Source organism: Allobosea sp. Root670 (assembly GCF_001429415.1).
Lineage (GTDB): Bacteria > Pseudomonadota > Alphaproteobacteria > Rhizobiales > Beijerinckiaceae > Allobosea > Allobosea robiniae.
In genome coordinates this window covers 943826-965533 of sequence record NZ_LMJU01000001.1, presented here as the reverse complement: position 1 = coordinate 965533, position 21708 = coordinate 943826, and the positions used below count along the sequence as shown (strand labels likewise).

The window sequence follows — 21708 nt, the reverse complement described above, 5'->3', positions numbered from 1 at the left end:
GCGAACCGGTTAATTCGATGCCGAAGTGACGCAAGGGCAGAAGCGTGCGCCGCACCAAAGTTCAATTGCGTTCATGTTGCGGTTGCGAGATGCTTGGTCGGATCGCAGACAGGAGGGCGCAGGTCCGCGGGCCGCGCGTGATCCATGACCGTTCAGCCGATGCCCGGCGGGCTCTACACCGTCCACGCCTTCGAGGATCTGGCCATCGGCCAGAGCGAAAGCCTGATGCGGACCGTGATGGAGCGGGACGTCGCGCTCTTCGCCGAATTGTCCGGCGATGCCAATCCGATCCATCTCTGCGACCATTTCGCCGCCAACACCAAGTTCGGCCAGCGCATCGCCCATGGCATGCTGACCGCGAGCCTGATCTCCGCCTTGCTCGGCACGCGTTTGCCGGGGCCGGGTGCGGTCTATCTCTCGCAGACGCTGACCTTCCTGGCGCCGGTCAAGATCGGCGACGTGGTCACGGCCCGCGTCGAGGTCGTCGAACTCGTGGCAGAGCGCCGCCGGGCACGCTTCTTCTGCGAATGCCTCGTCGACGGCAAGGCCGTGATGGAAGGCGAGGCCTGGGTCGCGATGCCGCCGAAGCCGCGATCCTGAGATCTTCCGTCCGCGCGCGGTCTTGACGCCCCGCCGGCCTTCGCCGCAAAGACGGTCATCGCCCGCGTTTCAGGGCAGGTGGACGTGGACGTTCCCGATTGATGCCATTCCAAGCCGATGCGCCTGACCGCCCCGAGCCGACGGCCGTGGTCCTTGACCTCGACAAGCCCACTCCCGAAGCCTTCCGCGGTGCCGTCCTGGCTCTGGGCAATTTCGACGGCGTCCATCGCGGCCATGCCGAGCTTTCCCGTGTCGCCGGCGCCATGGCGCAGGATCTCGGCACGAAGCCGGCCGCCTTCACCTTCGAGCCGCATCCGCGCAGCGTCTTTCGCCCGGAAGAGCCGGTCTTTCGGTTGACCTCGCCGCAGCTCAAGCTCGAAGGGCTGACGCAGGCGGGCTTTGCCCAGGTCTTCGTCCTGCCCTTCGACCGCGACATCGCGGCGATCCCTGCTGAAAGCTTCATCGACGACCTGCTTGTCGGTCGGCTGGGCGCCGCCGGCCTGGTCTGCGGCTATGATTTCCATTTCGGCAAGGGCCGCACCGGATCGCCCGAGATGTTGCAGGCCCATGGCCTCGCCGCCGGCATTCCGGTTGCGGTCGTGCCGCCCTATTCCTGGCAGGGCGAGCCGGTTTCCTCGACGTTGATCCGCACGGCATTGGAGGCCGGGGATGTCGGGCGTGCCGCGACCTTCCTTGGTCGGCCCTGGCTGGTGCGCGGGCTCATTGCCCATGGCGACAAGCGCGGGCGCGAGCTCGGCTATCCCACCGCCAACATGCAGCTCGCCCGCGATTGCCGGCTGCGCCACGGCATCTATGCGGTCCGAATGAAGATCGACGGCGTCTGGCATGACGGCGTCGCGAGCTTCGGCCGCCGCCCGACCTTCGATGACGGCGCGCCGCGGCTGGAAACCTTCGTCTTCGATTTCTCCGGCGATCTCTATGGCGAGCGCGTCGATGTCGCCTTCGTCGACTGGCTTCGCGGCGAGGAGAAGTTCGACACGCTGGAAGCCCTGATCGTGCAGATGGACGCCGACAGCGCCCGTGCGCGCGACATTCTGGCGAATACGCCGCCCTTCCTTCCTTGAGCGCTGCCTGCTAGAAGCCCTCCATGCTCGCCAACCGCGCCTTGTCGATCGATCTTTCCCGGCGAATTACGGGCCCGGCTGCCGCCTCGCGCTAGATTAGGCGCGGGCGCTTGCGCAGTCCGGGTTGAAGACCGCTTTTCCCGTTTCAAGAGTGGACGCCCGAGGCCCATCGACCGGCCTGACGTCCCGACTGCCCGAGCCGGATGATGACCGACAAGACCAATACTGCCAAAGCCGCCGAGACCGCAGCCGACGGCGTCGATTATTCCCAGACGCTGTTCCTGCCGCAGACCGAGTTCCCGATGCGCGCCGGCCTGCCGCAGCGCGAGCCGGAGCTGCTCGCCCGCTGGGCGAAGATGGATCTCTACCGCAAGCTGCGCGAGGCCGGGCAGGGGCGGGACCGTTTCGTCCTGCATGACGGCCCTCCCTATGCCAACGGCAACATCCATATCGGCCATGCGCTGAACAAGGTGCTGAAGGACCTCGTCACGCGCTCGCAGCAGATGCTCGGCTATGATTCCAACTATGTGCCAGGCTGGGACTGCCACGGCCTGCCGATCGAGTGGAAGATCGAGGAGCAATATCGCGCCAAGGGCCTGAACAAGGACGACGTCCCGGTCGTCGAGTTCCGCAAGGAATGCCGCTCCTTCGCCGAGCACTGGGTCGATGTCCAGCGCGAGGAGTTCAAGCGCCTGGGCGTCGAGGGCGACTGGGCCAACCCCTATCTGACCATGGCCTATCCGGCCGAGGCGCAGATCGCCCGCGAGATCATGAAGTTCGCCGAGACCGGCCAGCTCTATCGCGGCTCCAAGCCGGTGATGTGGTCCGTGGTCGAGAAGACCGCGTTGGCCGAGGCCGAGGTCGAGTACGAGGAGCACACGAGCGACACGATCTATGTGCCGTTCCCGGTGTTGAACGGCCCGGCCGCGCTCGCCGGTGCCGGCGTCGTGATTTGGACGACCACACCCTGGACGATCCCGGGCAACCGCGCGATCTCGTTCCATAACAAGGTCGCCTATGGCCTCTACAAGGTCACGGCTGCGCCCGAGAACAACTGGGCCAAGGTCGGAGCCACCTATATCCTCGCCAAGAATCTCGCCGAGAGCGTCTTCAAGGCGGCGAAGGTCGAGGCCTTCGAACTCGTCGCGGATGTCTCCGCCGATGATCTGGCCACGCTGACCACCGCCCATCCCCTGCGCGGCCGCGGCTACGACTTCGTCGTCCCGCTGCTCGACGGCGACCATGTCACCGATGATGCCGGTACCGGCTTCGTCCACACCGCGCCCAGCCACGGTCGCGAGGACTTCGACGTCTGGATGGCCAATGGCCGCCAGCTCACCGAGCGCGGCATCGAGACCCGCATCCCCTACACCGTCGATGCCGATGGCCGTTTCACCAAGGAAGCGCCGGGCTTCGAGGGCGCGCAGGTCATCACCGACAAGGGCGACAAGGGCAATGCCAACGACGTCGTCATCAAGGCGCTGGTCGAGGCAGGCAACATCATCGCGCGCGGCCGTCTGAAGCATCAGTATCCGCATTCGTGGCGCTCGAAGAAGCCGGTGATCTTCCGCAACACGCCGCAATGGTTCATCGCGATGGACAAGCCGATCGGCGAGGCCGGCGCGCCGGATGCGGCCGATCCGCAGCCGGTCGCGGGCGGCAACACCGATACGCTGCGCAACCGCGCGCTCAAGGCGATCAAGGAGACCGAATGGGTTCCCGCCGCCGGCGAGAACCGCATCACCGGCATGATCGCCAACCGGCCGGACTGGGTCGTCTCGCGCCAGCGTGCCTGGGGCGTGCCGATCACCGTCTTCGTCGAGAAGGAAACCAAGGCGATCCTTGTCGATGCCAAGGTCAACGCCGCGATCGCCGAGGCCTTCGAGGCCGAGGGCGCGGATGCCTGGTTCACCGATCTGGACGGCGCCCGCTTCCTCAAGCCCTTCGGCTATGATCCGGCGCAGTACGAGCGCGTCACCGACGTGCTCGACGTCTGGTTCGATTCCGGCTCGACCCATGCCTTCACCCTGGAGAAGCGCGCCGATCTGCGCGCCCGTCGCCGCGGCGATGGTGGCAAGGATCGCGTGATGTATCTCGAAGGCTCGGACCAGCATCGCGGCTGGTTCCATTCGAGCCTGCTGGAAAGCTGCGGCACGCGCGGCCGGGCGCCCTACGACATCGTCCTCACCCATGGCTTCTGCCTGGACGAGAAGGGCGAGAAGATGTCGAAGTCCAAGGGTAACGTCACCGCCCCGCAGGACATCATCAAGGACTCGGGTGCCGACATCCTGCGCCTCTGGGTCGCGGCGGCCGACTATTCCGACGACCTGCGCATCGGCAAGGAGATCCTCAAGACCTTCGTCGAAACCTATCGCAAGCTGCGCAACACCATGCGCTGGATGCTCGGCACGCTCGCGCATTTCAGCGAGGATGTCCGCGTCTCCGATCCGCAGACCATGCCGGAGCTCGAGCGGCTGATGCTGCACCGGCTGGCCGAACTGGGCCCGCAGGTCGAGGAGGCCTATCGCACCTACGACTACAAGAAGGTCGTGTTCCTGCTCTCGCAGTTCATGAACACCGAGCTCTCGGCCTTCTATTTCGACGTGCGCAAGGACGCGCTCTATTGCGATCCGCTGTCGAGCCATGTCCGCAAGAGCGCGCTGACCGTCGTCGACCATCTCTTCCGCTGCCTGACGACCTGGCTCGCGCCGATCCTGGTCTTCACCGCCGAGGAAGCCTGGCTCGACCGCTATCCCGACCAGAAGGCGGGCGAGGGTTCGGTCCATCTCGAGCGCTTCGTCGCGGCGCAGGCCGGCTGGCTCGATCCCGAACTGGCCGAGCGCTGGTCGAAGATCCGGCGCGTGCGCCGCGTCGTCACCGGTGCGCTCGAGCTTGAGCGCGCGGCCAAGCGCCTCGGCTCCTCGCTGGAAGCAGCGCCGCAGGTCTTCGTCTCCGACAGCGATCTTTACGCGGCCCTGTCGGGCGCCGATCTCGCCGAGATCAGCATCACCTCCGGCATCCGCATCGAGAGCGGGGAGGGGCCGGCCGAGGCCTTCCGCCTCGCCGATGTGCCGGGCGTCGCGGTCGTGCCGCATCGCGCGGCCGGCATCAAATGCGCCCGCTCCTGGAAGTATTTCGATCCGGCGAAGGCCGACAAGGCTTATCCCCAGGTAACGCCGCGCGACGCCAAGGCGCTCAAGGAGCTGGGAGTGCGCGCCTGATGACGTCCGCTCGCCGCCTCGGCCTCGCTACGGTGCTGATCGTCTTCATCGCCGATCAGCTTCTGAAATGCTGGCTGCTCTATGGCGTCGGGCTGGCCGAGAACGGGCCGTACGATCTCGCCTCCTTCCTGACGATCGTGCTGGCCTGGAATCGCGGGATCTCCTATGGGCTGTTCCAGCAGGGCACCGATCTCGGCCGCTGGTTCCTCGTCGTCATCTCCTTCGTCGCGGCCGTCTGGCTCTGGCGCTGGATGTGGCGCGAGCCGCGGCGCTTTTCCGTGTTCAGCCTGGCGCTGATCATCGGCGGCGCGCTTGGAAACGGGGTCGATCGCGCGGTCTATGGCGCGGTCGTCGACTTCGTGCATTTCCATTGGGGCAGTTTCAGCTGGTATATCTTCAACATCGCCGATGTCGCGATCGTTGTCGGGGTGCTCGGTCTGCTGTATGAGTCCTTCCGCCCGAGCACAGAAAAAACAGCTTAACGACGGTTTCGCCATTGTTTTGCCGTTCGTCTGGGTTTCAGACATGGCGGGATTGTCCGAAGGGAGATTTGACATGGCCGGACGCATTCGCGTGGCTCATCTGCTGATCGCCGGCGGGCTTGTGCTTGCCGCTTCGCCGGCCTTCGCGCAGGACGGCATGCTGTTCAAGAATCTGATGGAAGGCATCATGGGCAAGGGCGACGGCGGCGATATCGATTATCGCGCCCGCGCGCCGCTGGTCGTTCCGCCGAATTCGACGCTGCCGCGTCCGCAGGAGGCGGCCAGCGAGCGCAATGCCGCCTGGCCGAACGATCCGGATGTCCAGCGCCGCAAGGACGAGGCCAACGCGCTGCCCTACGTGTCGGCGCTTGGTCTGCAGAACAATCCGATCATGTCGCCGCAGGAGATCCGCCGCGGCCGGACTGCGGCGCGCCAGCCGACGGGGCCGATGGTCTCGGAAGAGCAGAATATGTACAACAACCAGATCAAGCCGATCCGCATCGGCCGCGAGATGGCCGCGCGCCAGAACCAGGTCGATCAGGATACGCTCGCCTATGGCTCCGAGCCGCCGCGCCGCACCCTGACCGAGCCGCCGGTCGGCTATCGCCGTCCGGCTTCGACGGCCGCGATCGGCCCGGGCCAGCGCGGCCCGGTGGAAGACAAGCAGGCTGTCGGTGCGCGTGAATTCTCGACCGGGCGCGGCCCGGTGATGCAGTAGGCGGTACGGCATCGACGAAAGGCGCCATGGCTGCGGCCAGGTCGCCGCACCCGATTGCCCCTTGCCGAAGCAGGGACGCCTGACCAAGTTGTCCAGAAGGGCGGGCGCGTCGCGCCCGCCCTTTTTTCGATCGAGGAGACGGCACCAGGTGAACATCCATGCGCAAGGGACCGACCTGGCGCAGCCGGTCGAATCGTTCCGGCTGGCCAACGGCCTCGATATCGTGGTGGTGAAGGACCGGCGCGCGCCGGTCGTCACCCACATGGTCTGGTATCGCAACGGCTCGGCCGACGATCCGGCCGGAAAGTCGGGCATCGCGCATTTCCTCGAGCACCTGATGTTCAAGGGCACGGAGCGCTGGCCGGCCGGCGAGTTCTCCAAGATCGTCGCCGGCTTCGGCGGCCAGGAGAACGCCTTCACCTCCTTCGACTACACTGCCTATTTCCAGCGCGTGCCGAAGGAACACCTGCGCGCGATGATGGATTACGAAGCCGACCGGATGACCGGCCTCTCCTTCGACGAGGGCGTGGTCGCGCCCGAGCGCGACGTGGTGCTGGAGGAACGGCGCATGCGCGTCGATTCCGACCCGTCCGCCCAGCTCGGCGAGGAATTCTCCGCGACGCTGTTCTTCCATCATCCCTACGGCACGCCGATCATCGGCTGGGAGCACGAGATCGAGCGCCTGAGCCGGGATGACGCTTTCGCCTATTACCAGCGCTTCTACACGCCGGAAAACGCGATCCTGGTCGTCGCCGGCGATACCGATGCCGCCGAGGTCCGTCGCCTCGCGGAGGAAACCTATGGCAGGATCGCCGCGCGTGGCGCCGCGCCCGTCCGTAGCCGCCCGATCGAGCCGGAACCGCGCGCTTCGCGCCGCGTCCAGCTCAATGATCCGCGCGTGCAGCAGCCCTCGCTGCGCCGCGGCTGGCTGACCCCGACCTATACGGCCGGTGAGCGCGACGAGGTTCTGGCGCTCGAACTCGCAGCCGAGATCCTCGGCGGCGGCACGACCTCCCGGCTCTACCGCAAGCTCTGCGTCGAAGACGAATTGGCTGCCGGCGCCAACGCCTATTTCATGGCTTCGATGGTCGACCGTGCGGCCTTCCAGATCTCTGCCAGCCCGCGCCCCGGCGTCGAGATGGCGGCGATGGAGGCCGGGCTCGATGCGGCTCTCGCCGCCTTCCTGACTGACGGACCGACCGAGCTGGAACTGGCGCGGGCCCGCACGCGGCTGGTGGCGGAGACGGTCTTCGCGCGCGATAACCAGTCCTCGCTCGCCCGCATCTTCGGCTCGGCGCTGGCGGTGGGCGAGACCGTCGAGGATGTGCTCGCCTGGCCTCAGCGTATCGAGGCCGTCGGCCGCGAGGCGATCGTCGAGGCGGCGCGCCGCTACCTCAAACCTGATCGCAGCGTCACCGGCCTGCTGCTGCCGGCCTGACGCCGCCGTCTTATCGAACGGGCGGAGATCAGGCTCCGCCGACAGGAAGCGACATGAACGCCCCGATTCCGACGCCCAAGCTCAACACGGCCGGCCCCGCCATCGCCGTCCAGACGGTCCGCTCGCCCGGCGGCATCGAGGCCTGGCTGGTCGAGGAGCACAGCCTGCCGCTGATCGCGGTCGATTTCGCCTTCGATGGCGGGGCCAGCCGCGATCCCGAGAACGCCGCCGGCAGCGCCTATCTGATCTCCGGCCTGCTCGACGAAGGCGCCGGCGACCTCGACGCCGAGGCGTTCCAGGGCCGCATGGCCGACCATGCCATCAGCCTCGGCTTCGAAGCGCGCCGCGACGATTTCCACGGCTATCTGCAGACCCTCTCCACGCATCGCGACACGGCCTTCGATCTGCTCGGCCTGGCACTCAACAAGCCGCGCTTCGATGCCGACGCCGTCGGCCGCGTCCGCGCCCAGGTCATCGCCGGGTTGCAGCGTCAGGCGAGGAACCCCGAGGTGATGTGCCGCAACGCGCTCTATGCCGCGGCCTTCCCGGGGCACCCTTACAGCCGGCCCGAGAAGGGCGATATCGACAGCGTCTCTAAGCTGGAAGCTCCCGCGCTGAAGGCGTTGAGGCCGACGCTGCTCGATCGTGCCGGGCTTAAGGTCGTCGTCGTCGGGGACATCAGCGCGGCCGAACTCGCCGGGCGGCTCGATGCGCTGTTCGGTGATCTGCCCAAGGGCGAGGCACGGACTCGCCCGGCGCAACCCCTGCCGATCCAGGGCCTCGGCCAGACCCATGTCATCGATCTCGACGTGCCGCAGACGGTGCTGCGCTTCGTCGCGCCGGGGCTGATGTGGGACGATCCGGATTTCATGACCGCGAGCGTGCTGAATCACATCCTCGGCGGTTCGGCCTTCACCTCGCGCCTCTTCATGGAGGTGCGCGAGAAGCGCGGGCTTGCCTATGGCGTCTCCTCCAGCCTGATGCCGATGCGCGAGAGCGCCATGCTGGTCGGCGGCACCGCCACGCGAAACGACCGCGCGGCGGAATCGATGAAGGTCATCCGCGAGGAAATGCTGAAGCTCGCCGAGAACGGCCCGACCGAGCACGAGGTCGAGGAGGCCAAGCGCTACATCATCGGCTCCTACCCGCTGCGCTTCGACACCTCGCCGAAGATTGCCGGGGAATTGCTGGCGCTGGCGCTGCGTGGCGATACGCCGGATTTCCTCGCTCGCCGCAACGGCCTCTTCGCGGCCGTGACGCTGGCCGATGTCAAGCGCGTCGCGCAGCGCCTGTTCGGCAAGCCCGAACTGCTCGTCCAGGCGGTTGGCAAGCCCGTCGCACTGGTCTGAAATAGCCTCCTTCTTCTGTCGTTACGGATAGGGTTCATGCCTCAGCAAAGCTTCGATCTCGCGCTCGAATCAAAGGTCGGCAAGGGCGGCATCCCCGATGGCGCCTTCGAGAAGGCTCTGGCCGATCTCAAACCGGCGCTGGCGAAGCTGCAGGCGCAGGCGAAGGACGGTTCCCTGCCGCTCCTCAAGCTGCCAAGCGACACCGCCGATCTCGGCCCGGTGAAGGCCGCAGCCGAGCGATTGAAATCCGGCGGGACCACCGATGTGCTGGTGCTCGGCACCGGCGGCTCCAGCTTGGGCGGCCAGACGCTGGCGCAGCTCACCGGCTACGGCATCGCCGGCCTCTCGCAGTTCACCTCCGGCGTACGCGTCCATTTCATCGACAATCTCGACCCGGCGACCTATGCGGCCCTGCTGGCCAAGCTGCCGCTCAAGACCACCAAATTCGTCGCCATCTCGAAATCGGGCGGCACCGGCGAGACCCTGCTGCAGTCGATCGCGGCGATCGAGGCTTTGCGCGGCGCGCATCTGACAGATCAGCAGATCGGCACGCATTTCGAAGGGCTTTCCGAGCCGGCCAAGCCCGGCAAGCTGCATCCCCTGCGTGCCTTGCTTGAACCCTTCGGCACGCCTTTCCTCGAGCATCACACCGATGTCGGCGGGCGCTATTCCGTGCTGACCAATTGCGGCCTGCTGCCGGCCGCTGTGCTCGGCCTCGATATCGAGGCGCTCCGGCTCGGCGCCAGCCGCGCGGTCGCGCCGCTCTTCGCCGGCAAGGATGTCCGCGAGATGCCGGCTGCGGTCGGCGCCGCGCTGCATCTCGCCGCCATGCGTTCGGGCAAGAACATCGCCGTGCTGATGCCCTATGCCGACAAGCTGGCTTTGCTCACGCGCTGGTGGATGCAGCTCTGGGCCGAGAGCCTCGGCAAGGACGGGCAGGGCACGCAGCCCGTCGGCGCGCTCGGCCCGGTCGACCAGCATTCGCAGCAGCAGCTCTATCTCGCCGGCCCCAAGGACAAGTTCTTCACGGTCATCACCACGAGCGTGAAGGGCAAGGGCCCGCAGATCGACGCCGCCCTGGCGGAAAAGATCGGGCAGGCCGATTTCGCCGGCAAGACCATCGGCGACCTCGTCGCGGCGCAGGGCATCGCGATGATCGACACCTTCGCCAGGAACGGTTGCGCAGTGCGTCGCTTCCATGTCGAGCGTATCGACGAGACCAGCCATGGCGAGATGCTGATGCATTTCATGCTGGAGACGATCCTGACCGGCTACGCCATGGGTGTGGATCCCTTCGATCAGCCGGCGGTGGAGGAAGCGAAGCTTCTCGCCAAGCGCTATCTTGCCGAAGGGCGGGCCTGAAAGCGCTTTCGATAGAGGCGCGTCATGCTCGGGCTTGACCCGAGCATCTCATGACATGAAGGCTCTGGAGCCTCTTTCGGAGAGAGATTCTCGGGTCTGCGCTGCGCTCCGCCCGAGAATGACGAGCCCTGTTTTCCGATGACCGCCAGAGCACCATGACCGTTCGCCGCCTCGATCCCGTCCTGGTCGACCGCATCGCCGCCGGCGAGGTGATCGAGCGGCCGGCCGCCGCCGTGAAGGAACTCGTCGAGAACGCGATCGACGCTGGCGCGCGCGCCATCGCAGTCACCATCCAGGGGGGTGGCCGCGAGTTGATCCGCGTCGTCGACGATGGTGCCGGCATGACGCCGGAAGACCTCGAACTCGCCGTCGACCGTCATGCCACGTCGAAGCTCCCCGACGGCGATCTCTTCGCCATCGACACGCTGGGTTTCCGCGGCGAGGCCTTGCCTTCGATCGGCTCGGTCGCAAGGCTCTCGATCGCGACGCGCCGGCGCGATGCCGTGCAGGGCTCGGGCCTTGTCGTCGAGGCCGGCGAGAAGGGCGTCGTCCGACCGGTCGCCGCCGCACCCGGCACGCGCATCGAGGTTTCGGATCTTTTCATCTTCACCCCAGCCCGCCTCAAATTCCTGAAGAGCGACCGCGCCGAGGCGCAGGCCGTCTCCGAGATGCTGCGCCGCCTCGCCATCGCCCATCCCGAGGTGCGTTTCTCGCTGGAAGGCGAGCATGTCAGCGCCTTCGACTGGCCGGCCGAGCCGATCGGCGAGGAGGGGTTGCTGCGCCGTCTCGGCCGCGCGCTCGGCCGCGACTTCCCCGAGAACGCGCTGAAGATCGAGGCCGAGCGCGAGGGCTTCCGCATCTCCGGCTTTGCCGGTCTGCCGACCTTCCATCGTGGTACCTCGGCCGGCGTGCATCTGGCCGTCAACGGTCGCCCGGTGCGCGACAAGCTGCTGCTCTCGGCGGTACGCGGCGCCTATGCCGATGTCGTGCCCTCGGACCGGCATCCGGTGCTCTTTCTCGATGTCGGCTGCGATCCGCGCTCGGTCGACGTCAACGTCCACCCGGCCAAGAGCGAGGTGCGCTTCCGCGATCCCGCTCTGGTGCGCGGCCTCGTCGTCTCCGGCCTGAAGGCGGCGCTCGCCGCCGCCGGTCACCGCGCCACCACGACGGGCGGCGCCCGCACGCTCGATGCCTTCCGCGCCGTGCTCTCGATGGGCGGCAACGGCAACGCGATCCCGCGTCCTTCCTTCCCGCAGGCGCCGGGCTGGAACTCACCGGCTCCCGCCTCGATGAGCGCCCCGCAATCCGGCTTCGCCGATTTTGCCGCGCCCTCGGCTGATGCCCGCGCCCATCTGGCCGAGCCCTCGGCGGACGCGCTCGACCGGCCGCTCGGCGCTGCCCGCGCGCAGGTCCACGAGACCTATATCGTCGCCCAGACCCGCGAGGGCGTCGTCATCGTCGACCAGCACGCCGCCCATGAGCGCCTCGTCTATGAGCGCCTGAAGGCCGAGCGCGCCCGCAACGGCATCGCCCGCCAGCCGCTGCTCCTGCCCGAGGTGGTCGAGCTCGACCCCGTCGATGCCGACCGCCTGATCGCGGCGGGCGGCGAGCTCGAAAGCCTCGGCCTCGTGCTGGAATCCTTCGGCCCCGGCGCGGTGCTGGTGCGCGAGGCACCGAGCCAGCTCGCCGGCGGCAATCTCCAGCGCCTCGTCCGTGACGTCGCCGATGCGCTCGCCGAGCACGGTACGGCAGGCTCGCTGGAACGCCGGCTCGACCATGTTCTGGCGACGATGGCTTGCCACAACTCGGTCCGTGCCGGCCGCCGCATGCGCCCCGAGGAGATGGACGCATTGCTGCGCGAAATGGAGATCACGCCCAATTCCGGCCAGTGCAACCACGGCCGGCCGACCTATGTCGAACTGAAGCTGTCGGATATCGAGAAGCTGTTCGGACGGCGGTGAGGCGTCGGCGTCTGTTGCCGACCCAAGCTACGCCTCGGCTTCAACCTCACTTCAGCTTCGTCTTCGTTGTCGGGAAATCGCGCCAGAAATGGCCGCTGCCTTTCCGGACGACCACGTCCTGCGGCAGGATCTCGAAGGGCGTCTGGGTCGGCTGGGTACGCAGTTCGTCGAAGCGGGTGGCGAAATCGCTGCGCCTGAGCAAGTCGAACAGCTGCTCGAAGCGGTCGATGACGAAATAGCTCGCCTGGAAATCGTCGATGTAATAGCCGGTGCGCAGCACGCGCTCGAGATTGAAGGCAAGGTGGTGGGCGGAAGGATCGTCCACCACATATTTCGCCTCGCCGAAGGACGAGACGATGCCCGCGCCATAGATGCGGATGCCCTCGGGCTTGCGGATAAGCCCGAATTCGATGGTGTACCAGTTGAGGCGGGCGAGGAACTTCACCCCCTTGGTCTCGACCGCGACAAGCCCGATGCGGCCGTACTCGTTCATGTAGTCGGCATAGGCGGGGTTGGTCAGCAGCGGCACGTGGCCGAAGACATCATGGAAGACGTCGGGCTCCTCCAGATAGTCGAGTTGCTCCCGGCTGCGGATGAAGGTGCCAGCGGGAAACTGGCGGTTGGCCAGCATCTGGAAGAAGGGGCGCGACGGGATGAGCCCCGGAACCGCCACGACCTCCCAGCCGGTGAGCCGCCGCAGCCGCTCGTTCATACGCGCGAAATCCGGCACGCCTTCGGGGCCGATGCCGAGCGCTGCAAGGCCGTCGAGATATTCCTGGCAGACATGGCCCTTCAGGGTCCGCTGCTGGCGCTCGAACAATACACGCCAGATGGCGTGGTCCTCGGCGGTGTAGCGCTCCCAGCCCTGGTCGATGATGCAGTCCTCGACGGTCTGCGCGTTCAGAAGAGCATGTCCGGACATCGTTTTCGCTCCTGAGAGCTGGCCCCGGCTCCAGCTGCGAGGCTCCGTATCGCCACAACGCCCGACATGGGCTCGCAGATCCGGCAGTGCCGCAATTGAAGCTAGAATACGCCCTTGGCGGCTGGGCGCGAAGCGCACTTCCGGCCAGCCCCTACGGTGGCGCTTTCCGAAAACAAGCTTGCCGCGCCGCTTGAAGCGTGGCGAGCTTCGGAAGCTCTGCCTGCGGTCAGACGCAGAACTCTCTGCCGGCCTGCGGCGCCGTATGGAGGCCTATTCCTTGACCTGCAGCATCACGACCTGCGTCTCGCCATAACCTCGCCGTTCCAGCTCCTCGAAGCCTTCGGGCAGGCTGATCTCGGCATCTGCGGCCTCTTCCAGAACGATCAATGCATCCGGCGCCAGCCAGCCGCCCTCGCGGGCCGAGATCAGCGCCTTCTCGCCCAGCCCCTTGCGATAGGGCGGATCGCAGAAGACGAGGCCGAAGGGGGCCATGCCGGTGATCGTGCCGAGCTTGGTCGCGTCGCGGCGGAAGATGCGGCTGAAGCCGGCAAGCCCCAACGCCATCTGGTTCTCGCGGATAATGCCGCGTGCCTCGGTGCCGTCATCCACGAGCAGCGCGAAACCCGCGCCGCGCGACAAGGCCTCGAAGCCGAGCGCGCCCGTTCCGGCGAAGAGATCGAGCACGCGCGCGCCGTCGACCGTCTCGCCATAGGCATGGGCGAGCACGTTGAACAGGGATTCGCGCAGACGGTCCGAGGTCGGCCGGATGCTGCCGATCCCCGGTTTCGGGCCGGCCAATGGCCGGCCGCGCAGGCGTCCGCCGACGATCCGCATCGCTTAGCTGCGGTTGCCGCCACCGGGACGGGGGCCTCTGCCGCCGCCGCCGGGGCGTGGGCCTTTGCCACCACCCGGCCGACCGCCGCCCGGCTTGCCGCCGAACGGGCGTCCACCGCCTGCCGGCCGCTCCGAGGAACGGCCCCCGAAGCTCTTGCCACCCGGTTTGTCACCGAAGCTGCGGCCACGCGGCCGGTCTTCGGCTGAACGCTCGCGGAAGGCACGGGCAGGGCGCTCAGTGCCGTCGCGTGAAGCACGCTCGGGGCGCTCGCCACGCGGCGCACGGTCCTCCCAAGGGCGATCGCCGCCGCGGTCGCGACCGTCGTCCTCGCGGCGCGGGCGCCGTGCCGGCCTGTCGTCGCCACCAGAGCGCTCGAAGGAACGCGGTGCGCGCGCCTCGTCGCCACCGCGCTCCTGGGCACCGCGTTCCTGGCGCGGCTTGCGGTCGGGGCGGCGCTTGCTCTCGCGTTCAGGAGCGGCGCGCTCTTCCGAAACGGGGGCGCGGACGCGCTCGACCAGCACGCGCCGGCCCTTCGGGTCGGCGATCGGCGTGTCGCGGCGGCGTTTGACGTCGCCGGTGGCCTCGCGCTCCTGCCGCTCCAGCTTCGGATCGGCGCCACGGCGCGGCGGAGCCTTGCGCTCGCGCTGCGGCTCGGTTTCGGCATCGCGCCAGACGGTGCGGGTCCAGGGCTTGTCGCCGCGCAGCGGCGCGCGGGCGGGCTCGTCGTCCCGGCCGGCTTCGTCGCGGCGGCGTCGCGGGCGATCGTCGCCGGCCGGAGCCGGGCGCGGTGCGGTGGGCAGGGCATCGCGGCGCGGCGATTCGAAATCGGCGCCGGCCTTGGCCGTAAGCTCGCTGCCGAGCTGGTCCTGCAGCACGCGCGAGCGGATTTCGTCGGCCTCGCCCTCTTCGAGCTCGCCGAGCTGGAACGGCCCGAAGGAGATGCGGATCAGCCGGTTCACCGTCAGCCCGAGATGCTCGAGCACGGTCTTGACCTCGCGGTTCTTGCCCTCGCGCAGGTCGACCGTCAGCCAGGTGTTGAAGCCCTGCTGGCGTTCGAAGCGGGCGATCACCGGCCCGTACTGGATGCCGTCGATGGTGACACCGTCCTTGACCGTGTCGAGCACGTCCTGCGTCACCTCGCCGAAGGCGCGCACGCGGTAGCGCCGGAGCCAGCCGGTCTCCGGCAGCTCCAGAACCCGCGCCAGCCCGCCATCATTGGTCAGCAGCAGCAGGCCTTCGGTGTTGATGTCGAGCCGGCCGATGGTCAGCACGCGCGGCAGGTCTTCCGGCAGCACGTCGAAGACGGTCGGCCGGCCTTCCGGGTCGAAATTGGTCGTCACGACGCCGCGGGGCTTGTGATAGAGCCACAGCCGCGTGCGCTCGCGGGCCGGCAAGGGCTCGCCGTCGATCAGCACGATATCGGTCGGCTTGACGTCGAGGGCCGGGCTGTCCAGCACCGTGCCGTTCACGCTGACGCGGCCTTCCGCGATCATCGCCTCGCTGTCGCGACGCGAGGCGACGCCGGCCCGCGCCATCACCTTGGCGATCCGCTCCGGCTCCTCCGCCGTGATCAGCTTGCGCTCGGGCGCATCCTCGCGCGGGCGGCGCGGACGATCATCCTGCCCCTCGAAGCGCGGCGCGCGCGGGCGCGAAAAGCGCTTTTCGCCATCGCGGCCCTCGCCACGTGGCGGCCGGTCACCCTGCGGCCGGTCACGGCCGGCGAAGGGGCGCTCACCGGATCGTGCCGGACGCTGCGGGCGCTCGTCACTGGTCCGCTCGCGGAAGCCTCGGCCTTCGCCTTCGGTCCTGGAGCGGGCCGGCCTGTCGCCATCGAAACGGCGCGGACGGGCGGCTTCGCCCTCGCTGCCGGCAGGGCGCTCGAAGCGGCGGGCCGGGCGTTCGTCGCCAGCCGAATGGCCGCGGAAGGGCTTGCGCTCACCGTCACGGGCGGGGCGATCATCGCCGGCCGGGCGGCTGCGGAAGGGCTTGCGCTCGCCATCGCGCGCGGGTCCGCGACCTTCCCCGCCTGCACGGCTGCCGAAGGGCTTGCCGCCGAAGCTTTTGCCACCGGAGCCGGGTCCACGGCCGCCGGCGCCGCCACCCTTGCGCGGGCCGCGGCCTCTATTGTTGTCGTCGTCTTTCATGGCTGCTCCTGAGCCGGCCGAGCACAACCGCTTTGCGGGAAAGGCCTGGCTCGCTTATTCGCTATAACCGGCGCTTGTAGCAGAGGCTTTCCCTTGCTGCGAGCGCCAAAGCTGGGGTTTTCGATGTCGCTGCCGCAACACTCATCCACGATCGACGCGATGGCGCTCGCCTTCGACGAGGCGAAGGCCGCCGCCTTGCGCGGCGAGGTGCCGGTCGGCGCGGTGGTGCTGCGCGACGGTGTGGTGCTCGGCCAAGCCGGCAACCGCACGCTGGAGCTGAAGGACCCGACCGCCCATGCCGAGATGCTGGCCCTCAGGCTGGCTTGCGAGGCGATCGGCAGCGAGCGCCTGATCGGCTGCGATCTCTATGTCACGCTCGAGCCCTGCCCGATGTGTGCGGCTGCGATCTCGTTCTCCCGGATCAGGCGGCTCTATTTCGGGGCGGGCGATCCGAAGGGCGGTGCGGTCGAGAACGGCGTCAGGCTCTACGAGAGCCCGACCTGCCACCATGTGCCCGAGGTCTATGGCGGCTTGCGCGAGACGGAAGCTGCGGCGCTACTCAAGGACTTCTTTCGCGAGCGGCGCTGACGCTTACGTATCCGACGAGGCGATGCCGAATTTCGCCGAGAGCTGCGCGCGGTCCATGCAGGAGACGTCATAGGTCACCTGCCGGCCCTTGAATTCCGGGCGTTTGCCGAATTCCTTGGTCATCGTGCGAGCGATGTCGTCGATCCGCGCCTCGCAGGCTTGCGCCGTGGTGAAGCCCATTTCGCTGACGCGGCTGGTGGCGCAATGCGCCTCGCCGGCGACGCAGGCCATGATGACCATGGTGAAGGCATCCATGTGAGGCGCTCCCGTTGCTGGCGGTCGAGGCTGCGCCCGTATGGTTAGCGCCCGGTTAAGGCCGTCAGCCGAGGCTGCGCCAGCAGAGATAGGTTCCGAGCGCCAGGAGGCCGGCGAAGAAGCAGATCTTGAAGGTCGCCGGCGAGATGCGGCTGCGAATGAACTGCCCGCCGCCCATGCCGATCAGGGCCGGGACGAGCGCCAGCAGCGACTGCCAGGCAACGGTGCCGTTGAGCGCGCCCGCCCCGATCAGCCCGAAGGACAGCGCCAGCGTCGAGACGATGAAGGAGATGCCGAGCGCCTGGACCAGCTCGTCCTTGTCGAAGCCGAGCGCCTGTAGATAAGGCACGGCCGGCAGCACGAAGACGCCGGTCGCGGCCGTGACGACGCCGGTGGTGAAACCGATGACCGGGCCGAGCCAGCCCTCCCAGCGAGGCGGCACGCGCAGCTTCGCCGCCTTGAGGCCGACCAGCGCGTAGAGGATGAGTGCCGCGCCCAGCCAGAGCGTGGCCGAGCCGTCCTTCTGCTGCTGCAGCAGGCCGGCGCCAGCCCAGGTGCCCAGGCAGATGGTGGCGAGCATCGGCCAGAGCCGGCGCAGGGTCGAAAGCAATTTCGGCCCGGTCGCGATCTGCCAGCCATTAGTGACCAGATTGGGCACGACCAGCAATGCCGCGGCCTGCGCCGGCGCCATTACCACGCTGAGAATGCCGACCGCGATGGTCGGCAATCCCAGCCCGATAACGCCCTTGACGAAGCCGGCGAACACGAAGGTCGCGGTGACGAAGAGGAGGAGAGTCGTGTTGTCCATGTCCTGCTTGTGGCATCGCTGACGGCGGCTGTCGCGGCCCGATGCTACGGCCGGCGCCGTAGCGTTCCCGCTTGCGGCGATGGCGGGATGGCGCATCATGCGGTGATGAGCACCCAAGGTCCCTATCTCGCGGAGATCGCCCATCTGATGGGTGATCCGGCCCGCGCCAACATGCTGCACGCGCTGATGGATGGGCGCGCGCTGACGGCCAAGGAGCTCGCCTGGATCGCCGGTATTGCGCCGCAGACCGCGAGCGGCCACCTCGCCAAGCTGATGCAAGGTGGCTTGATCGATGTCGCAGCGCAGGGGCGCCATCGCTATTATCGGCTCGCCGGGCCTGAAGTGGCGACGGCGCTCGAAGGGCTGATGGTGCTGGCCAATCTTGACGGCACGAGCCGGCGCCTGCCGTCTCGTGTCGGCGCCGAACTGAGCCAGGCCCGCACCTGCTACGACCATTTCGCCGGCCGGCTCGGCATCGGCATCCACGATGCGCTGATGACCGGCGGCCATCTCACCGCCAGCGAGGGTGGCTACGCGCTGACCGCCTCAGGCAAGGCGATCTTCAGGGCGCTAGGTCTTGATCCTGACGCCACCGCCAGGAGCCGCCGCGCCGCCTTGCGCCCCTGCCTCGACTGGAGCGAACGCCGGCCGCACCTGGCCGGCCATCTCGCCGCCGCTCTGGCCTGCCGCTGCTTCGAGATGGATTGGGTCCGCCGCCGCAAGGACAGCCGCGCCGTCATCCTGACGGATGAGGGGCGAGGGGTGTTGGAGGCCGCGCTGCCGGGCTTCCGTTGCGATGCGCCGGAGCCGATCAGCCCTGCGCTTCGAGAGCGCGAGCCAGCGCTCGCTTGACCTCGTCCTTGATCGGCTCTGCCGCCGCAAGGATCGCCTTCGCCTTGAAGAAATCGAGTCCGCCGATGCGGTCGGCTCCCGCACGGATCAGGATGTCCGGCGGCTCCTGCTCGATCAGGCGCTGGACCAGCGTGCGGGTCAGGATCTGGGAGGCGCCGACAAGCGCCTCCATCGCGCCGGGAATGCGGACTTCGCCGGGCTCGGCCATGGGAGCGCTGACATCGACCGCGACCACGATGCGGCCGGGCGCCAGCAACTCCCGATAGGGCAGGGGATCGATGGCCCCGCCGTCGATCAGCACGCGCCCGCCGAGTGCGACCGGCCGTACCAGCCCGGGGATGGCGAGCGAAGCGGCGACCGCCGGCGTCAGCGGTCCATCATGCAGCGCGACCACGGTGTGGCGGTGATAGTCCGCCGCGATTGCCGTGAATGGGATCGACAATTCCTCGAACCGATCCGGCACCGCCTCTGGCCAGAACAGGTCGAGCAGCCTTTCGCCATCGATCAATACGGGATTGCCGAGGCCGCGCACGAGATCGGCGAGCTTGCCGACGCGGCAATCGAGCAGGCGCGCGATCACCCGCGCCCGGTCGCGGAAGGTCGACAGCACATGCTCGCGCAACTCCCGGCCGGAAAGCCCGGCGGCGAAGGCTGCGCCGATGATGGCGCCGATCGAGCAGCCGGATATTCGCGCGGGCCTGAGGCCGAGTTCGTCGAAGGCCTCGAGGACGGCGATATGGCTCAGGCCCCGCGCTCCACCGGCCCCGAGCACGAGCGCGATCTCGGGCGCGCTTCCGCTTGGCGGCGCTTCGGAGGGGCGGGAACGTGGCATGCCGATTGTTCCCGTGGATCGGCTCAGGCTGAAGCCTGCGTCAGGAACGGCTTCAGCGCCGCGAGCGTCGCCTGCGGGTTCTCCTCCGGCAGGAAATGGCCGCTGTCGATCGCCTGCCCTTCGGCCTGTGGCGCGAAAGTCTGGTGCCAGACGTCCAGCGGGCTTGCGCCCTTGGCCGGGATACCGGCCTCGCCCCAGAGCACGAGCGTCGGACAGAGGATGTGCTTGCCCGCCGCGAGATCGGCCTTGTCGTGTTCGATATCGGTGGTGGCGCCGGCGCGATAATCCTCGCAGGCCGCGTGGGTCCGCGAGGGATCACCGAAGGATTCCGCATAGGACTGCATCGCCAGCGGGTCGAACAGGTCGAGATTCTTCGCCCGGCTCCAGCTCGCGATCGTGCGGTCGAGCCAGCCGACCGGATCGGCTTTCAGCAGGTTCTCAGGGGTCGGCTCGGGCTGGGCCAGGAAGGTCCAGTGATAGACCTGCATGGCGCGCGCCGCGTTCATGCCTTCCCACATCGAGACGGTCGGCAGGATGTCGAGCAGGACGAGCCGCTCGACGCGGCCGGGATGGTCGAGCGCGAGGCGATAAGCGACGCGCGCCCCGCGGTCATGGCCGATCACGCCGAAGCGGATATGGCCGAGCGCCTGCATCACCGCGACGATGTCCTCGCCCATGCCGCGCTTGGTATAGGTCTCCCTGCCGCCATCGCCATGCGGCGCGGCCGACCAGCCATAGCCGCGCAGATCGGGGCAAACGACGGTGTGGGTCTTTGCCAGTTCCGGTGCCAGCCGGTGCCATTCGGCATGGGTCTGCGGAAAGCCGTGGATCAGCACCAGCGGCGGGCCTTCGCCGCCGACGCGCGCGAAGATCTTGCCGACCGGCCCGTCGATCCAGTGCGCCTTGAAGCCGGGGAAGAGACTGTCGATGTTCGCCATGCCTGAGAGCATAGCCCCGGCCGCGGCGTCCTGTCAGCCTTGCTCGCGCTTCACCGCCTGCCAGCCGATATCGCGGCGGTAGAAGCCGCCGGGCCAGTCGATCTTGTCGACGGCCTCATAGGCCCGCTTCTGCGCCTCGCCGACGCTCTTGCCGAGCGCGACCACGTTCAGCACGCGCCCGCCATTGGCGACGAGATCGCCGTTCGAGAGCTTCGTGCCGGCATGGAAGACGAGCACCTCGTCCAGCGCCTCGGCCTTCTCGACATCGCGGATGATGCTGCCGGTCTCCGGCTTGGCCGGATAGCCCTTGGCCGCGAGCACGACGGTCAGCGCCGCCTCGTCGCGCCAGCGCAGGTCGACCTGGTCGAGCACGCCGTCGCAGGCGGCGAGCAGCGCCGGCACGATGTCGCTCTTGAGGCGCGGCATCAGCACCTCGCATTCGGGATCGCCGAAGCGGGTGTTGTATTCGATCAGCTTCGGCCCTTGCGCCGTGATCATCAGCCCGGCGAAGAGCACGCCCTGGAACGGCGTGCCGCGCTTGGCCATGCCGGCGAGCGTCGGCCGGATGATCTCGGTCATGACGCGCTCGGTCAGCGCGGGCGTCATCACCGGGGCCGGCGAATAGGCGCCCATGCCGCCGGTATTCGGCCCGGTATCGCCGTCGCCGACGCGCTTGTGATCCTGCGCCGAGGCGAGAGCCAGCGCATGCTTGCCGTCGCAGAGCGCGAAGAAGCTCGCTTCCTCGCCGATCATCCATTCCTCGACCACGACCTCGGCCCCGGCCGCGCCGAAGCTGCCCGAGAACATCATGTCGATGGCCTCGTTCGCCTCGTCCAGGGTCTCAGCCATGATCACGCCCTTACCGGCGGCGAGTCCGTCGGCCTTGATCACGATCGGTGCGCCCTGGGCCGCGACATAGGCCTTGGCGGAAGCGGCATCGCCGAAGCGGCCGAAGCCGGCGGTCGGAATGTCGAATTCGGCGCAGAGCTCCTTGGTGAAGCCCTTCGAGCCTTCGAGCTGGGCTGCGGCCTTCGACGGACCGAAGACCTTGATCCCGGCGGCTCGGAGATCGTCGGCGATGCCGGCGACCAGAGGGCCTTCGGGGCCGACGACGACGAGGCCGATGCCCTGCAACCGGCAGAACGCCACGACGGCGGCGTGATCGGCGATATCGATCACGACATTCTCGCCGCAATGGGCCGTGCCGGGATTGCCGGGCGCGATGAACAGCGTGTCGCAGAGCGGCGAGGCCGAAATCGCCCAGGCGAGCGCGTGCTCGCGGCCGCCCGAACCGATCAGAAGAATTTTCATCGCGCTC

The 21708-nt window shown here is 68.1% G+C and carries 19 protein-coding genes; 11 read left to right on the top strand and 8 right to left on the bottom strand.

The genetic code is table 11. The features are described from left to right. Positions 1-144 precede the first annotated feature (144 nt). From ASE61_RS04445 to mutL, 9 genes are all read left to right on the top strand, one after another. Entirely contained in the window at positions 145-600 is a 456-nt protein-coding gene (locus tag ASE61_RS04445; RefSeq protein WP_244492702.1) for a MaoC family dehydratase, read from the top strand. A 101-nt stretch (positions 601-701) separates the two neighbouring features. Beyond that, complete coding sequence (locus ASE61_RS04440; RefSeq protein WP_061964965.1) at positions 702-1685, top strand: bifunctional riboflavin kinase/FAD synthetase; 984 nt, start codon at positions 702-704, stop codon at positions 1683-1685. A 206-nt stretch (positions 1686-1891) separates the two neighbouring features. After that, positions 1892-4906, top strand: a complete 3015-nt coding sequence (gene ileS / locus ASE61_RS04435; protein ID WP_061965614.1) for an isoleucine--tRNA ligase — start codon at positions 1892-1894, stop codon at positions 4904-4906. After that, positions 4906-5388, top strand: a complete 483-nt coding sequence (lspA, locus tag ASE61_RS04430; RefSeq protein ID WP_061964963.1) for a signal peptidase II — start codon at positions 4906-4908, stop codon at positions 5386-5388. Before ileS ends, lspA begins: the two co-directional genes overlap by 1 nt. Before the next feature lie 73 nt (positions 5389-5461). Continuing rightward, positions 5462-6106: a hypothetical protein gene (locus ASE61_RS04425; RefSeq protein WP_061964961.1), complete on the top strand. Its 645-nt coding sequence runs from the start codon at positions 5462-5464 to the stop codon at positions 6104-6106. Between the two features lie 148 nt (positions 6107-6254). Beyond that, positions 6255-7544 (top strand): M16 family metallopeptidase, encoded by a 1290-nt coding sequence (locus ASE61_RS04420; RefSeq protein WP_061964959.1) that lies wholly within the window; start codon positions 6255-6257, stop codon positions 7542-7544. 53 nt (positions 7545-7597) lie between these two features. Beyond that, positions 7598-8893: a M16 family metallopeptidase gene (locus tag ASE61_RS04415; RefSeq protein WP_061964957.1), complete on the top strand. Its 1296-nt coding sequence runs from the start codon at positions 7598-7600 to the stop codon at positions 8891-8893. Between the two features lie 36 nt (positions 8894-8929). After that, entirely contained in the window at positions 8930-10255 is a 1326-nt protein-coding gene (locus ASE61_RS04410; RefSeq protein ID WP_061964955.1) for a glucose-6-phosphate isomerase, read from the top strand. Positions 10256-10410: 155 nt separating this feature from the next. Next, the gene (mutL, locus tag ASE61_RS04405) at positions 10411-12216 is read left to right on the top strand and encodes a DNA mismatch repair endonuclease MutL (RefSeq protein WP_061964953.1); all 1806 of its coding nucleotides are present in this window, start codon (positions 10411-10413) and stop codon (positions 12214-12216) included. 46 nt (positions 12217-12262) lie between these two features. Here mutL and phhA read toward each other — a convergent pair whose 3' ends face one another. From phhA to ASE61_RS04390, 3 genes are all read right to left on the bottom strand, one after another. Next, positions 12263-13138, bottom strand: a complete 876-nt coding sequence (phhA, locus tag ASE61_RS04400; protein WP_061964951.1) for a phenylalanine 4-monooxygenase — start codon at positions 13136-13138, stop codon at positions 12263-12265. 270 nt (positions 13139-13408) lie between these two features. Next, positions 13409-13972 carry a 16S rRNA (guanine(966)-N(2))-methyltransferase RsmD gene (gene rsmD, locus ASE61_RS04395; RefSeq protein ID WP_061964949.1) on the bottom strand — a complete coding sequence of 188 codons (564 nt, stop codon included), beginning with the start codon at positions 13970-13972 and terminating at the stop codon, positions 13409-13411. 3 nt (positions 13973-13975) lie between these two features. Then, positions 13976-15547 (bottom strand): pseudouridine synthase, encoded by a 1572-nt coding sequence (locus ASE61_RS04390; RefSeq protein WP_061965612.1) that lies wholly within the window; start codon positions 15545-15547, stop codon positions 13976-13978. Positions 15548-16240: 693 nt separating this feature from the next. Between ASE61_RS04390 and ASE61_RS04385 the strand changes: the two genes are divergently transcribed. Continuing rightward, positions 16241-16705 (top strand): nucleoside deaminase, encoded by a 465-nt coding sequence (locus tag ASE61_RS04385; protein ID WP_244492701.1) that lies wholly within the window; start codon positions 16241-16243, stop codon positions 16703-16705. Positions 16706-16708: 3 nt separating this feature from the next. Here ASE61_RS04385 and ASE61_RS04380 read toward each other — a convergent pair whose 3' ends face one another. Further along, entirely contained in the window at positions 16709-16960 is a 252-nt protein-coding gene (locus tag ASE61_RS04380) for a hypothetical protein (RefSeq protein ID WP_061964945.1), read from the bottom strand. A gap of 64 nt (positions 16961-17024) precedes the next feature. After that, positions 17025-17768 (bottom strand): sulfite exporter TauE/SafE family protein, encoded by a 744-nt coding sequence (locus ASE61_RS04375; RefSeq protein ID WP_061964943.1) that lies wholly within the window; start codon positions 17766-17768, stop codon positions 17025-17027. 105 nt (positions 17769-17873) lie between these two features. Between ASE61_RS04375 and ASE61_RS04370 the strand changes: the two genes are divergently transcribed. Continuing rightward, the gene (locus tag ASE61_RS04370) at positions 17874-18620 is read left to right on the top strand and encodes an ArsR/SmtB family transcription factor (RefSeq protein WP_082617215.1); all 747 of its coding nucleotides are present in this window, start codon (positions 17874-17876) and stop codon (positions 18618-18620) included. Here the strand turns inward: ASE61_RS04370 and ASE61_RS04365 are convergent. The 3 genes from ASE61_RS04365 to purD are packed head-to-tail and all read right to left on the bottom strand — an operon-like array spanning position 18580 to position 21701. Beyond that, positions 18580-19452: a patatin-like phospholipase family protein gene (locus tag ASE61_RS04365; RefSeq protein ID WP_061964942.1), complete on the bottom strand. Its 873-nt coding sequence runs from the start codon at positions 19450-19452 to the stop codon at positions 18580-18582. The two genes, ASE61_RS04370 and ASE61_RS04365, sit on opposite strands and share 41 nt — an antisense overlap. Before the next feature lie 23 nt (positions 19453-19475). Then, positions 19476-20390: an alpha/beta fold hydrolase gene (locus ASE61_RS04360; protein WP_061965610.1), complete on the bottom strand. Its 915-nt coding sequence runs from the start codon at positions 20388-20390 to the stop codon at positions 19476-19478. Positions 20391-20423: 33 nt separating this feature from the next. Beyond that, complete coding sequence (gene purD, locus ASE61_RS04355) at positions 20424-21701, bottom strand: phosphoribosylamine--glycine ligase (protein WP_061964940.1); 1278 nt, start codon at positions 21699-21701, stop codon at positions 20424-20426. Positions 21702-21708: the final 7 nt, after the last annotated feature.